11 protein-coding genes are annotated in these 15,473 nt (G+C 52.8%); 6 read left to right on the top strand and 5 right to left on the bottom strand.

Annotated elements, in window-relative coordinates; all coding sequences use genetic code 11:
- Positions 1-185: 185 nt before the first annotated feature.
- Together ppc and argE are read right to left on the bottom strand one after the other, a co-directional pair.
- Positions 186-2,837, bottom strand: a complete 2,652-nt coding sequence (gene ppc, locus O6D90_RS22345; protein ID WP_016157932.1) for a phosphoenolpyruvate carboxylase — start codon at positions 2,835-2,837, stop codon at positions 186-188.
- A gap of 343 nt (positions 2,838-3,180) precedes the next feature.
- The gene (argE, locus tag O6D90_RS22340) at positions 3,181-4,332 is read right to left on the bottom strand and encodes an acetylornithine deacetylase (RefSeq protein ID WP_016155286.1); all 1,152 of its coding nucleotides are present in this window, start codon (positions 4,330-4,332) and stop codon (positions 3,181-3,183) included.
- A gap of 155 nt (positions 4,333-4,487) precedes the next feature.
- Between argE and argC the strand changes: the two genes are divergently transcribed.
- From argC to argH, 3 genes are all read left to right on the top strand, one after another.
- Positions 4,488-5,492 carry an N-acetyl-gamma-glutamyl-phosphate reductase gene (gene argC, locus O6D90_RS22335; protein WP_016155287.1) on the top strand — a complete coding sequence of 335 codons (1,005 nt, stop codon included), beginning with the start codon at positions 4,488-4,490 and terminating at the stop codon, positions 5,490-5,492.
- 10 nt (positions 5,493-5,502) lie between these two features.
- On the top strand, positions 5,503-6,276 hold the full coding sequence (argB, locus tag O6D90_RS22330; protein ID WP_016155288.1) for an acetylglutamate kinase: 774 nt from the start codon (positions 5,503-5,505) through the stop codon (positions 6,274-6,276).
- A 116-nt stretch (positions 6,277-6,392) separates the two neighbouring features.
- Positions 6,393-7,766, top strand: coding sequence for an argininosuccinate lyase (gene argH, locus O6D90_RS22325; RefSeq protein WP_016157934.1), 1,374 nt, complete (start codon positions 6,393-6,395; stop codon positions 7,764-7,766).
- Positions 7,767-7,822: 56 nt separating this feature from the next.
- On the opposite strand, the gene O6D90_RS22320 is transcribed toward argH, so the two are convergent.
- Positions 7,823-10,267, bottom strand: coding sequence for a glycosyl hydrolase family 18 protein (locus tag O6D90_RS22320; RefSeq protein WP_047415545.1), 2,445 nt, complete (start codon positions 10,265-10,267; stop codon positions 7,823-7,825).
- A 482-nt stretch (positions 10,268-10,749) separates the two neighbouring features.
- Between O6D90_RS22320 and oxyR the strand changes: the two genes are divergently transcribed.
- Positions 10,750-11,667, top strand: coding sequence for a DNA-binding transcriptional regulator OxyR (oxyR, locus tag O6D90_RS22315; RefSeq protein WP_003028858.1), 918 nt, complete (start codon positions 10,750-10,752; stop codon positions 11,665-11,667).
- Here oxyR and sthA read toward each other — a convergent pair.
- On the bottom strand, positions 11,650-13,050 hold the full coding sequence (sthA, locus tag O6D90_RS22310; protein WP_016155291.1) for a Si-specific NAD(P)(+) transhydrogenase: 1,401 nt from the start codon (positions 13,048-13,050) through the stop codon (positions 11,650-11,652). The two genes, oxyR and sthA, sit on opposite strands and share 18 nt — an antisense overlap.
- Positions 13,051-13,241: 191 nt before the next feature.
- Between sthA and fabR the strand changes: the two genes are divergently transcribed.
- Positions 13,242-13,877 (top strand): HTH-type transcriptional repressor FabR, encoded by a 636-nt coding sequence (gene fabR, locus O6D90_RS22305; protein ID WP_003028862.1) that lies wholly within the window; start codon positions 13,242-13,244, stop codon positions 13,875-13,877.
- Positions 13,878-13,892: 15 nt separating this feature from the next.
- Positions 13,893-14,252, top strand: a complete 360-nt coding sequence (locus tag O6D90_RS22300) for a YijD family membrane protein (RefSeq protein WP_016155292.1) — start codon at positions 13,893-13,895, stop codon at positions 14,250-14,252.
- Positions 14,253-14,297: 45 nt separating this feature from the next.
- Here O6D90_RS22300 and trmA read toward each other — a convergent pair whose 3' ends face one another.
- Positions 14,298-15,398: a tRNA (uridine(54)-C5)-methyltransferase TrmA gene (gene trmA, locus O6D90_RS22295; RefSeq protein ID WP_016157936.1), complete on the bottom strand. Its 1,101-nt coding sequence runs from the start codon at positions 15,396-15,398 to the stop codon at positions 14,298-14,300.
- Between the last annotated feature and the right edge of the window lie 75 nt (positions 15,399-15,473).

Genomic DNA, 15,473 nt, shown 5'->3' with positions numbered 1-15,473 from the left:
GCGCCAAGAGTAGCGACTTAATATTAAGAGGAACTTAAGCATCACGATCTTAGGATCGTGTTTTGCTGTTGATATATTCACAATGTGAATATATTCAGGCGGGAATATATTGAAAAAGAAGCGGTTATGACAGCAGTTTTTGTTGTCGCCTTCATACAATAGCACGAAGGCGACGAGGGGGGACGTTAGCCTGTATTACGCATGCCGGCTGCGACACCAGCGATTGTCACCATCAGCGCTTGTTCAACGCGCGGATCCGGTGCATTGCCTTGCTCTTCCGCCAGGCGTGAGCGGTGTAACAGCTCAGCCTGTAAGACATTCAGCGGGTCAGTATAAATATTTCTTAACTGAATGGACTCGGCAATCCACGGCAGGTCGGCCATCAAATGTGAGTCGTTGGCAATCGCCAGCACGACATCGATATCGGCTTCCAGGCGCTGACGCAGCTCTTCACCCAGCGGCCACAGCTCTTTTTTGACCAGGCGCTGATCGTAGTATTCTGCCAGCCACAGGTCTGCTTTGGCGAAAACCATTTCCAGCATGCCAAGACGTGTGGAGAAGAATGGCCAGTCGCGGCACATTGCTTCGAGTTCGCTTTGCTTACCGTCTTCAACCACTTTTTGCAGTGCGGTGCCTGCACCCAGCCATGCCGGGAGCATCAGGCGGTTCTGCGTCCAGGCAAAAATCCACGGAATGGCGCGCAGAGACTCTACCCCGCCGGTTGGGCGACGTTTTGCCGGACGTGAACCGAGCGGTAATTTACCCAGTTCCTGCTCTGGCGTTGCGGAGCGGAAGTAAGGGACGAAGTCTTTGTTTTCACGCACATATCCACGATAGAGCTCACAAGAAATATCAGAAAGCTCATCCATGATATGACGCCAGTTATCTTTCGGCTCTGGCGGCGGTAACAGGTTGGCTTCCAGAATTGCTGCGGTATACAGCGACAGGCTGCTGATGGTCACTTCCGGCAGGCCGTACTTAAAGCGGATCATCTCCCCTTGTTCTGTCACGCGCAGACCGCCTTTCAGGCTGCCTGGTGGTTGAGAGAGCAACGCCGCATGAGCAGGCGCGCCACCGCGACCAATGGAGCCACCGCGACCATGGAACAGCGTCAGTTCGATACCGGCTTTTTCGCAGGTTTTGATCAACGCGTCCTGCGCCTGATATTGCGCCCAGGAGGCCGCCATCACGCCTGCATCTTTTGCGGAGTCAGAGTAGCCAATCATGACCATCTGTTTGCCCTGAATAAAGCCACGGTACCAGTCAATGTTCAGGAGTTGGGACATGACGTCATCGGCGTTGTTGAGGTCGTCCAGCGTTTCAAACAGCGGGGCAACCGGCATAGCAAAACCGATACCGGCTTCTTTCAGTAGCAGATGTACGGCCAGTACATCCGATGGTGTTTTCGCCATTGAGATAACATAGGCGGCAATGGAGCCATACGGGGCTTCGGCAATGACCCGGCAGGTGTCGAGCACTTCGCGGGTGTCGTTGCTCGGCTCCCAGTTACGTGGGAGCAGCGGACGCTTGGAGTTCAGCTCGCGGATCAGGAAAGCCTGTTTATCCGCTTCCGACCAGTTTTCGTAGTCGCCAATGCCCAGATAACGGGTCAGTTCGCCAAGGGCTTCAGTGTGACGGGTGCTTTCCTGACGAATATCAATACGTACCAGCGGTACGCCGAAACATTTCACGCGGCGTAGGGTGTCGAGCAGTTCGCCATTGGCGATAATGCCCATGCCACAGGCCTGCAGAGACTGATAGCACGCATATAGCGGGTCCCAGAGTTGTTCGTTTTGGGTGAGAAGTCCCGCAGGTTTCGGTAATTTCTCGCCTTTCAGACGGGCTTCCAGCCAGGCCTGGGTTGCCATCAGACGTGAACGCAGGGTTTTCATCAGATAACGGTAAGGTTCTGCTGCGCCTTCTTCGCCCACCAGCGCCAACAGTTCCGGTGTGGCATCCACCATCGACAGCTCAGAAATCAGAAACTGAATGTCTTTCAGGAACAGATCGGTCGCTTTCCAGCGGCTGAGTAGCAGCACGTGACGGGTGATATCCGCCGTTACGTTCGGGTTGCCATCGCGGTCGCCGCCCATCCAGGAGGTAAAGCGAACCGGGACAAAATCAACGGGCAGCTTATAGCCCAGATGCTCTTCCAGTTGTTCGTTCAGCTCGCGCAGATAATTTGGTACGCCTTCCCACAGGCTATTTTCAACCACCGCGAAGCCCCATTTGGCTTCATCAACCGGGCTTGGGCGCAGCTTGCGGATTTCATCCGTATGCCAGGACTGGGCAATCAACTGGCGCAGACGGCGCATCAACTGATGGCGCTCGTAATCGACGAGGTCTTTGTTATCAAGTTGCTTGAGACAGGCGTTCACTTCACCCATTTTATGGATCAGCGTACGGCGGGTGATCTCGGTCGGGTGGGCGGTGAGAACCAGCTCCAGGGAGAGAGATTCGACGGCTTTTTTGATGGTGGCTTCATCGAGGTTGGGCTGCTCTTTCAGTTTACGCAGAGTGCGAGCAATCACTTCCGGGTTGCTGGCTGCTTCGCCTTTTGGCGAAATGCTGTGGTACTGCTCGGCGGTGTTGGCCAGGTTCAGAAACTGGCTAAACGCGCGGGCAACCGGCAGCAGCTCGTCGTTAGACAGGTTTTGCAGCGTAGTGAGCAGCTCCTGGCGATTGACTTCATTGCCGGCGCGGGATGATTTGGACAACTTACGGATTGTTTCTACGCGGTCAAGAATGTTCTCTCCCAGCGCATCCTTGATGGTCTCCCCCAGCACTTTGCCGAGCATACTGACATTACTACGCAACGCGGAATATTGTTCGTTCATATTAACCCAGACACCCCATCTTTAATTTATGCGTCCTGTATCTTTCGCGTGACATCGGCGTTGGCTGCGCTTGCCCATCTGGTCACTTACTTATGTAAGCTCCTTGTATGAGCTCGCTTGCCGCCTTGCTGTGACACGAAATCTCTCGGACTTTGTATGTTAGCCGTCTTTTATAAAGCCACGTAAAAGTCGTGACGTCAATTGCTGCGAAATCGGTTCAGCAAACGAAAAAATGGCGGGAATTTACGTTATTTAATTCACATCGAATCAAATAAGCTTTGCTTATGGAAATGTTAATAAATCGCCTCGCTTACCACTAAAGGGTTGGCGAGGCGATAAGCGGTTAATGCCAGCAGAAATGATGCACAACTTGGGTGATCAATTCGCGGGTTGGCTTAATAAAACGAGTTTCCAGATACTCATCCGGCTGATGCGCCTGATTAATGGAGCCAGGCCCTAACACCAGCGTCGGGCAAAGCGTCTGGATAAACGGCGCTTCGGTGCAGTAGTTCACCACTTCTGTCTGTGCGCCCAGCAGTTTCTCAACCACTTGTACCAGTTGATGATCCGGTGGGCACTCATAGCCTGGAATTGGCGGATGCAGCTCCGACACCGTCAGGCGGCCCGGCCAGCGCTCGCTGACCGGGGCCAGCGCGTCGTTAAGTAAGCCATTGAGATCGTTAAGCGTCATGCCGGGCAGTGGGCGAATATCCATATGCAGCTCGCAGCAGGCGCAGATTCGGTTAGCAGCGTCGCCGCCGTGGATGTGACCCAAATTTAACGTCGGATACGGGACGGTAAAAGCATCATGGTGATAGCGCTCTTTCAGGTCATCGCGCAGATTCATGATATGGCCGATGGCATCATGCATCAGTTCAATGGCATTCACGCCACGAGCCGGATCGCTCGAGTGACCCGATTGTCCCAAAATGCGAATCGCATTAGAGATATGACCTTTGTGCGCGCGGACAGGTTGCAAAGAAGTGGGTTCGCCAATGATCGCGCAGTCCGGGCGTAAAGCGGTGGTTTCAGAGAAATAACGCGCTCCCGCCATGCTGGTCTCTTCATCGGCAGTGGCCAGAATGTACAGGGGCTTTTTCAGTTGAGTGACGTCGACGTCACGCAGCGCGTCGAGGATAAAGGCGAAGAAGCCTTTCATATCTGCCGTACCCAAACCGTAGAGCTTATTGTCATGCTCGGTCAGGGTGAACGGATCGCGCGTCCAGCGTCCGTCGTCAAAGGGGACGGTATCGGTATGGCCCGCCAACAACAAACCACCGGCTCCCTGTCCAATGCTTGCCAGCATATTGAATTTATTGCGCGTGTCGGGAACCGGCTGGACCTCCACATTAAAGCCTAAATCTTTGAACCAGCCCGCCAGCAGAGTGATTAAACCTGCATTACTTTGGTCGAGCGCTTCTTCGGTGGCGCTAATCGACGGCATGGCAATCAGAGCGCGGTATATCTCGATAAATGGCGGTAAATTGTTTTTCATTGTTGACACACCTCGGGTCATGATAGTATCAATATTCATGCAGTATTTGTGAATAAAAATACATTAACGTTGAGCGTAATAAAACCCACCAAGTGTAAGGTGAGGTGATAAAGGCTTATATCTGGCAACAGAATCTAAGAAGGTGAGCAGCCCCGATGTTGAATACGCTGATTGTGGGCGCCAGTGGCTATGCCGGCGCAGAGCTTGTGACCTATGTAAATCGCCATCCTGATATGACCATAACCGCTTTGACCGTCTCAGCGCAAAGCAATGATGCAGGAAAATTAATCTCCGATTTGCATCCGCAGTTGAAAGGCATTGTCGATTTACCGTTACAGCCAATGTCAGATATCAGCGAGTTTAGCGCAGGGGTGGACGTTGTGTTCCTCGCAACGGCACATGAGGTGAGCCATGACCTGGCCCCGCAGTTTTTGCAGGCCGGATGCGTGGTGTTTGACCTCTCGGGCGCGTTTCGCGTAAACGACGGCGCGTTCTATGAAAAATATTACGGCTTTACCCATCAGCATCCCGACCTGCTGGAGCAGGCGGTTTATGGACTGGCGGAGTGGAGCGCAGACCAACTGAAAGACGCGAATCTGATTGCCGTGCCGGGTTGCTACCCGACGGCGGCACAGCTGTCGCTGAAACCACTGATTGATGCCGGGCTGCTGGATCTCAGCCAGTGGCCGGTAATTAACGCCACCAGCGGCGTGAGCGGCGCGGGACGTAAGGCGGCTATTTCCAACAGCTTTTGTGAGGTGAGCCTGCAGCCGTATGGCGTGTTTACCCATCGCCATCAGCCGGAAATCGCTACTCACCTTGGTGCGGAGGTGATCTTCACCCCGCATCTGGGCAACTTCCCGCGCGGAATTCTGGAAACCATCACCTGCCGTTTGCAAGCGGGCGTAACCCATGCGCAAGTGGCTCAAACGTTGCAACAGGCGTATGGCGATAAGCCACTGGTGCGTCTGTATGACAAAGGCGTTCCGGCGCTGAAGAACGTGGTTGGCTTACCGTTCTGTGATATCGGGTTTGCCGTACAGGGTGAGCACCTGATCGTGGTGGCAACTGAAGACAACTTATTGAAAGGCGCGGCGGCACAGGCGATGCAGTGCGCAAATATTCGTTTTGGCTTTGCTGAAACGCAGTCTCTTATTTAAGGGTGCAACGATGAATCCATTAATTATCAAGCTGGGCGGCGTTTTACTGGATAGCGAAGAGGCGCTGGAGCGTCTGTTTACCGCACTGGTGAATTATCGTGAGTCGCACCAGCGACCGCTGGTCATTGTGCACGGTGGCGGCTGCGTGGTTGACGATCTTATGAAGCAGCTGAACCTGCCGGTGAAAAAGAAAAATGGTCTGCGCGTCACGCCAGCCGATCAAATTGACATTATTACCGGTGCCCTGGCGGGAACAGCGAATAAAACCTTACTGGCCTGGGCGAAAAAGCACCACATCGCATCCGTGGGTCTGTATCTTGGTGATGGCGATAGCGTAAAAGTGACGCCGCTCGATAAAGCGCTGGGTCATGTTGGACTGGCGCAGCCGGGTTCGCCTAAGCTGATTAACACACTGCTGGAAGGCGGTTTTCTGCCGGTAGTTAGCTCCATTGGCGTTACTGAAGACGGACTGCTGATGAACGTTAATGCCGATCAGGCGGCAACGGCGCTGGCGGCAACGCTGGGTGCGGATCTGATCCTGCTCTCTGACGTAAGCGGTATTCTGGATGGTAAAGGCCAGCGTATTGCCGAAATGACCGCCGCGAAAGCGGAACAACTGATTGAACAAGGTATTATTACTGACGGCATGATCGTGAAGGTCAATGCGGCGCTGGATGCCGCGCGCACGCTGGGTCGTCCTGTGGATATTGCCTCCTGGCGTCATGCCGAGCAACTTCCGGCGCTGTTTAACGGCATGCCAATTGGCACGCGGATTTTAGCGTAAACTATTTTGTACCCGATGGCGGTTATGCCTTATCGGGCCTACGTGAACCGAACCTGTACGCCGGATAAGCTAATCGCCATCCGGCGTTGAAATTCAAGATATTAAGGAAGCAAGTTATGGCACTTTGGGGTGGGCGTTTTACACAGGCAGCAGATCAGCGGTTCAAACAGTTCAACGACTCGTTGCGTTTTGACTACCGCCTGGCAGAACAGGATATTGTCGGCTCTGTGGCCTGGTCTAAAGCGCTGGTAACGGTCGGCGTACTGACTGCCGATGAACAACTGCAATTGGAAGATGCGCTGAACACTCTGCTGGAAGAGGTTCGCGTTAATCCGCAACAGATCCTGCAAAGCGATGCCGAAGATATTCATAGCTGGGTGGAAGGTAAGCTGATTGATAAAGTCGGCCAGCTTGGTAAAAAACTGCATACCGGACGTAGCCGTAATGACCAGGTCGCGACCGATCTTAAACTGTGGTGTAAAGACACGGTTATTGAATTACTGTCGGCCAACCGTCAGCTGCAAAGTGCGCTGGTGGTGACGGCAGAGAATAACCAGGACGCCGTTATGCCGGGTTACACCCACCTGCAACGTGCGCAGCCGGTGACGTTTGCTCATTGGTGTCTGGCCTATGTCGAAATGTTGGCGCGTGACGAGAGCCGTCTGCAGGATTCGCTCAAACGCCTGGACGTCAGTCCACTGGGCTGCGGCGCGCTGGCGGGTACGGCGTATGAAATCGATCGCGAGCAGTTGGCCGGTTGGCTGGGCTTTGCCTCGGCGACGCGTAACAGTCTGGACAGTGTTTCTGACCGTGACCACGTGTTGGAGTTACTCTCCAACGCCTCTATCGGCATGGTGCACCTGTCGCGTTTTGCTGAAGACCTGATTTTCTTTAATACCGGCGAAGCGGGCTTTGTCGAGCTGTCCGATCGTGTAACTTCGGGTTCATCTCTGATGCCGCAGAAGAAAAACCCGGATGCGCTGGAGCTGATCCGTGGCAAATGCGGTCGCGTGCAGGGTGCGCTGACCGGCATGATGATGACCTTAAAAGGTCTCCCGTTGGCGTACAACAAAGATATGCAGGAAGACAAAGAAGGGCTGTTCGATGCGCTCGACACCTGGCTGGACTGTCTGCATATGGCTGCGCTGGTACTGGATGGCATTCAGGTGAAACGTCCGCGTTGTCAGGACGCGGCGCAGCAGGGTTATGCTAACGCCACCGAGTTGGCGGATTATCTGGTAGCAAAAGGCGTCCCGTTCCGCGAAGCACACCATATTGTGGGTGAGACGGTGGTCGAGGCGATTCGTCAGGGCAAACCGCTGGAAGCGCTATCGCTTGCTGACTTACAAAAGTTCAGTCAGGTGATTGGCGATGACGTTTATCCGATCCTCTCGTTGCAATCGTGCCTGGATAAACGTGCGGCGAAAGGCGGCGTGTCGCCACAGCAGGTGGCGCAGGCGATCGACTACGCGAAGGCGCGGCTGGTGTAAAAAAAAAGAACCCCGTCGCTGTGAGCAGACGGGGTTCTGACTTTATGCGAAAAGGATTATTTCAGCATATCTTTCGTAACAACCAGTTTGGCGACGGTTGCCGGATTCGGTGTAACACGTTCAACGACAATGGTTTCACCTTCGGAGATGTCTCTTTCACCAGACGTTACCGTGGTGATATCTCCCGCTGTTTTGACAGAGCTGTAATAGCAGTTACCGTTGTCACAACTGAAGATGTAGTTACCGTTTTTCGCGTCACCCATCACTTTCACGACCCACGCAGAACCGTTCGCTGCTTTCCAGCCCAGCGCTTTGGCGTCAAAATCAACAACCACATTCGGTACGCCGTTGATTTTTTTAACCGTCAACGATTTCACTTCACCGGCATCCTTGACCGGATTGTTACCTTCCTGCATATCCCTCGTCACAGTGAGCTGTGCCAGGATTTCAGGATTCGGATTGGTACGTTTAACGGTGATCACTTTTCCTGGCGCTAACATGTAGGACATGCCACCGGTCCGTACCGTGCTTTGCGTACCGTAGTTAGAACGGTAGCTGTAGTAGACACTGTTGCCGGAGGTAGAGAAGGCATATTTACCATCCACATCTACCGAGTAACTGTTACTGCCGCTCAGCTTGCTGGTATCGAAATTTACATTGATGCGCTGCTGACCATCAAAAACATCGATATAAACCGCTTTCACATCACCGGCAAGATCGGTAGACGCTTCATCTGCGGAATTGTCATGCGTAAACGGCGCAAATACCTGGCTGTATGCGTACATCGGTGCCTGCTGTGCGGTCATGCCGCTGTGCTCCGGGCTGACCTGCTTCGCCACGCCCGGCTGATCGCGCGTCATCGACCACGCGCCAATCATGCCGAGGTTGCGTTTTTTCGCGTCGTCCATCACCAGTTTCGCATCGGACAGATAGAACACTTCGCCCTGTACATCGTTGTAACCGATCATCGGGGTGGTGCCCATCATGGCGTTGATCTCTTTGTCAGATTTCTCTGGCCAGATTTTCTTCAACTGGGTGAACATGTTGTCGATGGCGGACGTGGCGCATTTACCGTGGATGTTCTGCCCTTCGGTACCGTCTGACTGGCAGACGGCATTACCGTAGTCCATGGTCATTACGTTAATACCAGCCAGCTCAACGCCGACATGGCGCGCATTTTCCAGCACATACAGACCTTCAGCCGTCAGACCGGTCGGCAGAATCGGCAGGGTGTACCAGATACCGACTTTGCGACCTTCCTCTTTCCACTGAGCCTGAACCTCTTTTACTGCCTGGTTGCGGCGATCGATGGAATCCTGATCGGCCACCCATGTGCCTTCGATGTCAAAATCCAGCACGTTCAGGTTCAGGTTATCAACAATGTCGTAGTAGAGTTTTTGCAGATCTTTCACATTCTTACAGGCAGCCGCCAGCGGGGAGTTATTCGCTCCGCCAATGGAAACCATCACATCGCCACCGGCTTCACGCAGCGCTTTTATTTTACTGTACTGTGAGTAATCCTGCAGATTATAGGCCGTACCCCAGGTTGGGATGCACTGCTCGCCACTTTTCGCGACGACAAACGCCATGGTGAAGTGGGTAATGTTTTGCTCTTTCGCCAGTTTCGCCAGATCCGGAATGCTGTTCAGGCTAAAGTCGACGTATGGTGCATAAACGTGGGCAGGCCACGGATTCTTCGGCGTCCCTACGCGCTCTTTGGTGCCAGTCCAGTTGGTATAAATTGCCCATGGGTTTTTATCATACGGCATAACGCCTTTGACTTTCGTCTGAGCGACAAAAGGCGTTCCTTTGTACACCGCCAGTTTGCCGGGTTCGTAAAACGCAATGGAATTGATCTGTGGGGCATTCTTAAATTGTTCCTGGGTGAATTCGACCGTTGGGCCTAACGGTTTCCACGGACGGCCATTGGTGCCGGTCGGGTTCTGGTTACCTGCAATAGAAGGGTTTTCGCCAACGGTATAGTACAGTGCTTCATAAGACTGGCCGTCAACTTTGACCTCGTCCCCTTTGTTGTAAACCTGGCTGGAACGCCAGTCGGGTACTGGCGTATAGAGTTTCCACGGATTGTCGGCACCTGGGGTGAAGGAATAAGCCGGAATGGGCCTGGACGCTTCATATGTCACATCCTGATAAGCGACAATATCATCTTTGGCATAATCTTTTTCGGCGCTGAATGCGTCGTGGGCAACAGGCGTGGCGCTCCCGGATTCACAAGTGGTTGGGTTGCCATATTGATCGATTTCCGCTTTTGTGGCATCGCGCACATAACTCCACGGATTATCCCAGTTTTCAGCTGACGCGCCCTGTGGGCAATTATCGGCATTTACATACCAGCGGTTACTATAAACTTTACTGTCAAAAATAACTTCAATGGTGTTTCCACCTGCCTGACCGCTCCAGGCTTCCAGAGCGAATGCGTTTGCGGCGCACGACATCAGGCCTGCCGCGAGAAAATATCGCGAAATAGTATTGAGTTTCATAAAAGATTCCATTCGATAAATATTAGAAAAATATGGGTGAATGTACTCTAAATAATTAGAGTGGCGAAGAAACGAGTGTTCTTGCGATTTGCCATATATTGAATATCGCGCGGTTATTATTTATGAACCTGACAGGGCGTCAAATATATAAATGATACAAAATGTTTTTGATTATTTTAATTTAATATGGTTTTAATTTAAATAATCTGATGGGAATATGTAATTTATATTTTGTATATATTTTTTTGAATGTATTCGCGCCGGGCGCAAAAAAAATGCGGACTCAAGGTCCGCAAAAGTTCACGTTGGCTTTAGTTATTTCGAGTATGAGAGAAACTCTCAAAACGGACAGTAGCTTCAAGGGTTAAAGGGGTACCGTTCCGTTTCTGTGGTGCATTATTAAACAGAAAGCTTGATAGGGATAATCGTTCGTTGCTATTCTACCTATCGCTACGAACTATCGTGGCGATGGAGGATGAATAATGAATATTCGTGATCTTGAATACCTGGTGGCGCTAGCCGAACATCGTCACTTCCGACGAGCGGCAGACTCCTGTCACGTTAGTCAGCCAACGCTGAGCGGACAGATCCGCAAGCTGGAAGATGAGCTTGGCGTCATGCTGCTGGAGCGTACGAGTCGCAAAGTGCTGTTCACTCAGGCAGGTTTACTGCTGGTGGATCAGGCGCGCACCGTGCTGCGCGAGGTCAAAGTGCTCAAGGAGATGGCAAGCCAACAAGGCGAGACAATGTCTGGACCGCTGCATATTGGTTTGATCCCAACGGTGGGGCCATACCTGCTGCCGCATATTATTCCTATGTTGCACCAGACCTTCCCAAAACTGGAAATGTATCTCCATGAGGCGCAGACGCATCAGCTGTTGGCGCAACTGGATAGCGGTAAGCTCGACTGCGTCATTCTGGCGCTGGTGAAAGAGAGTGAGGCGTTCATCGAAGTACCGTTATTTGATGAGCCTATGCTGCTGGCGATCTATGAAGATCACCCATGGGCAAACCGCGACTGTGTGCCGATGTCCGATCTGGCGGGTGAGAAACTGCTGATGCTAGAGGATGGCCACTGCCTGCGCGATCAGGCGATGGGCTTCTGCTTTGAAGCGGGTGCTGATGAGGATACCCATTTCCGGGCGACCAGTCTGGAAACGCTGCGTAACATGGTGGCGGCAGGCAGCGGTATTACCTTACTGCCTGCGCTGGCCGTGCCGCCGGAGCGTAAGCGTGATGGCGTTGTCTATCTGCCCTGCATCAAGCCTGAACCGCGCCGTACGATTGGCCTGGTGTATCGTCCAGGTTCGCCGCTGCGCAGCCGTTATGAACAGCTGGCAGAGGCCATCCGTGGGTCAATGGATGGCCATTTCGACAGTGCGTTAAAACAGGCGGTTTAAGCCATTTAGCGCTGCTACCCGATAGGCTTCCGCCATGGTTGGGTAGTTAAAGGTGGTGTTAACGAAGTATTCGATGGTGTTACCACCACCTTTTTGCTCCATTATCGCCTGACCGATGTGAATAATTTCGGCCGCGCGTTCCCCAAAGCAGTGGATCCCCAGAATCTCTTTCGTTTCGCGATGGAACAGGATCTTCAGCGTTCCGACACTCATACCCACGATTTGCGCACGTGCCAGATGTTTAAACTGGGCGCGGCCAACCTCGTATGGAACTTTCATGGCCGTGAGCTGCTGCTCGGTTTTCCCGACGGAGCTAATTTCCGGAATGGTATAAATCCCGGTCGGGATATCTTCGATCAGATGCGCGGTAGCTTCGCCTTTTACCAATGCCTGGGCGGCAATGCGTCCCTGATCGTAGGCCGCCGATGCCAGACTCGGATAGCCGATCACATCTCCTACGGCATACACGTGCGGCAGCGCCGTCTGGTACATGCTGTTGACCTTCAACTGTCCGCGGCTGTCGGTTTTTAGCCCAATATTTTCCAGCGCCAGCGAATCGGTATTACCGGTACGGCCATTGGCGTACAACAGGCAGTCGGCTTTCAGTTTCTTACCGGATTTCAGATGCATGATGACGCCGTCATCGCAACCTTCAATCTTCTCGTACTCTTCGTTGTGGCGAATGACCACTCCGCTGTTCCAGAAGTGGTAAGAGAGCGAGTCGGACATCTCTTGATCGAGGAACGCAAGCAGACGATCGCGGGTGTTGATTAAATCGACTTTGACGTCCATTCCACGGAAGATCGACGCATATTCGCAGCCAATTACTCCCGCGCCATAAATCAAAACATGGCGGGGTTCATGGTGCAGGCTCAGGATAGAGTCGCTGTCATAAACCCGGGGATGGGAAAAGTCGACATCCACCGGATGATAAGGGCGTGAACCACAGGCGATGATGAACTTATCCGCGGTCAGCGTTTCCACCGTGCCGTCGTGGCATTCAAGGGCGAGTGTGTGTTCATCAACAAAACGGGCATTTCCCTGCAAAATTTCACAGTGGTTGCGCTCGTAAAATCCTTGCCGCATACGCGTTTGCTGATTAATAACGTTATCAGCGTGGTTGAGAATATCGGCGAAAGAAGAACGAAGGAGTCGGGAGTGGTCGCTGTAAAGTGGGTTCTGATTGAATTCAATAATACGGCTGACGGCGTGGCGGAGGGCTTTCGACGGGATGGTCCCCCAGTGGGTACAGCCTCCGCCGACGTTATGATAGCGCTCAATCACCGCGACGCGCGCTCCTTGCTTAACCAGACCCATTGCAGCGCCTTCGCCGCCGGGACCGGAACCTATTACTATTGCATCGTAATCGTAGGAATGTGACATGGTCAGGCTTACCTGTTCTTATACATAAAAGCAACAGAATAGTAACATCGTTGTCAGGATAACCCAATTATCGTTGTGCTTTTTTGCGAACCCGAAGCACAAACTGCGCGTAAACAATCATTCACAAAGCCATGCCAACCGCCTAATCTCTGGTATAGTGCCAGCAAGGTATGTGGAAGGATTCAGACATCGTGATGGGCGTTAGAGCGCAACAAAAAGAAAAAACCCGGCGTTCGCTGGTAGAAGCCGCATTTAGTCAACTCAGCGCTGAGCGTAGTTTTGCCAGCCTCAGTTTACGCGAAGTCGCTCGTGAAGCGGGCATTGCGCCAACCTCGTTTTATCGCCATTTCCGCGATGTGGATGAACTCGGCCTGACGATGGTGGATGAGAGTGGTTTGATGCTGCGTCAGTTGATGCGTCAGGCGCGTCAGCGTATCGCGAAGGGCGGGAGTGTGATCCGCACCTCGGTCTCAACATTTATGGAGTTCATCGGCAACAATCCCAACGCCTTCCGTTTATTATTGCGCGAGCGTTCGGGAACCTCCGCAGCGTTTCGCGCAGCGGTCGCTCGTGAAATTCAGCACTTCATTGCGGAACTTGCGGACTATCTCGAACTCGAAAACCATATGCCTCGTGCGTTTACTGAAGCGCAGGCCGAAGCCATGGTCACCATTGTGTTCAGCGCCGGGGCAGAAGCACTGGATGTTGGCGCCGAGCAGCGTCGACAACTGGAAGAACGGCTGGTATTGCAACTGCGCATGATCGCGAAGGGCGCATTTTATTGGTACCGCCGTGAACAAGAGAAGATGACGCATCACTCCGAGTAACGAGAAGGACGAGCAATGAAACAGTCAGGTCAAGATAAAGGTACGCTGCTGCTGGCGCTGGTTGCTGGCTTATCGATCAATGGCACATTTGCGGCGCTGTTTAGCTCCATTGTGCCATTCTCAGTTTTCCCAATTATTTCGCTGGTGCTGACGGTTTATTGTCTGCATCAACGCTATCAAAACCGCACCATGCCTGTGGGGTTACCGGGCCTGGCCGCCGCCTGTTTTATTCTCGGCGTTCTGTTGTACAGCACTGTGGTACGCGCTGAATATCCGGATATTGGCTCTAACTTCTTCCCGGCGGTTCTGTCAGTGATTCTGGTGTTCTGGATCGGCTTTAAAGTGCGTAACCGTAGACAGGAAATCGTGGAGTAATATTTGTAGGCCGGGCAAGCGAAGCGCCCCCGGCCAGGACATCATTTACTTGGCGGTCAGTAATACTCCGCACTCCATATGGTGCGTATACGGGAACTGATCGAACAGAGCCAGGCGTGAAACATTGTGCGTCTGGTTTAACGTTTCCAGGTTCTTACACAATGTCTCCGGGTTACAGGAGATGTACAGAATTCGCGGGTACGCCTGCACCATTTTCTCTGTTTCGCTGTCCAGACCGCTGCGCGGTGGGTCAACGAAAATGGTTTCACACTGGTAACTCTTCAGATCGATTCCCTGCAAACGGTTGAACTCGCGAACCCCGTTCATCGCCTGAGTAAACTCTTCGGCCGCCATGCGGATAATTTGTACGTTATCAATATGGTTAGCCGCAATGTTGTATTGCGCAGCAGCCACGGACGGTTTAGCGATTTCAGTGGCCAGCACGCGGTTGAAGTTTTGTGCGAGGGCTAACGAGAAATTGCCATTGCCGCAGTACAGCTCAAGCAGGTCGCCTTTTGATCCCCTGGTGACATCAATCGCCCATTCCAGCATCTGAATATTCATGGCGGCATTCGGCTGGGTGAAGCTGTTCTCAACCTGGCGGTAGATAATCTCTTTACCCGCAACCGGCAAGCGTTCGTCAATGTAATCCTGGTCCAGCTCGATTTTGGTTTTGGTTGCCCGGCCAATCAGATGCACGTTCAGGTTTTGCGCCCGTAACGCATCCCGCAGCGCTTCAGCTTCCTGACGCCATTCATCATCCAGCTTTTTATGGTACAGCATCGATACCACCGCCTGATCGCTCAGGGTAGTGAGGTAATCAATCTGGAACAGTTTGTGGCGCAGGACGTGGTTGTTGCGAACACCGTCGATCATTGCCGTCATCAGCGTGTTGATAAGCTCGCTGGCCGCCGGGAAACTGTCGACGCGGATACGGCTTTTGGTCTGGCTGTCGAACATGATGTGGTACAGATCATCCCCGTCATGCCACAGACGAAATTCCGCGCGCATACGGTAGTGGCTGACCGGCGAGCGAAACACTTCCGGAGCCTGTGCATAAAATGGCGTCATTAAGCTCTGCAGACGCACTACTTTTTCAGCTAACTGGGCGTCGTACTGTTCTGTCGGAAGGTGTTCGGGGGTCATGATGCGTCCTGAAAAATAAAAGTACGCGGGGATTGTAGGGATTGCTCAACAGATGTCCAGTCATTGATGATTTCC

The organism is Citrobacter sp. 21OH12SH02A-Citro, from assembly GCF_027919895.1.
GTDB classification, from domain to species: Bacteria; Pseudomonadota; Gammaproteobacteria; order Enterobacterales; family Enterobacteriaceae; genus Citrobacter; species Citrobacter braakii.
Note: the sequence above shows the minus strand (reverse complement) of the source record. Positions and strands in the feature narration are given on the sequence as shown.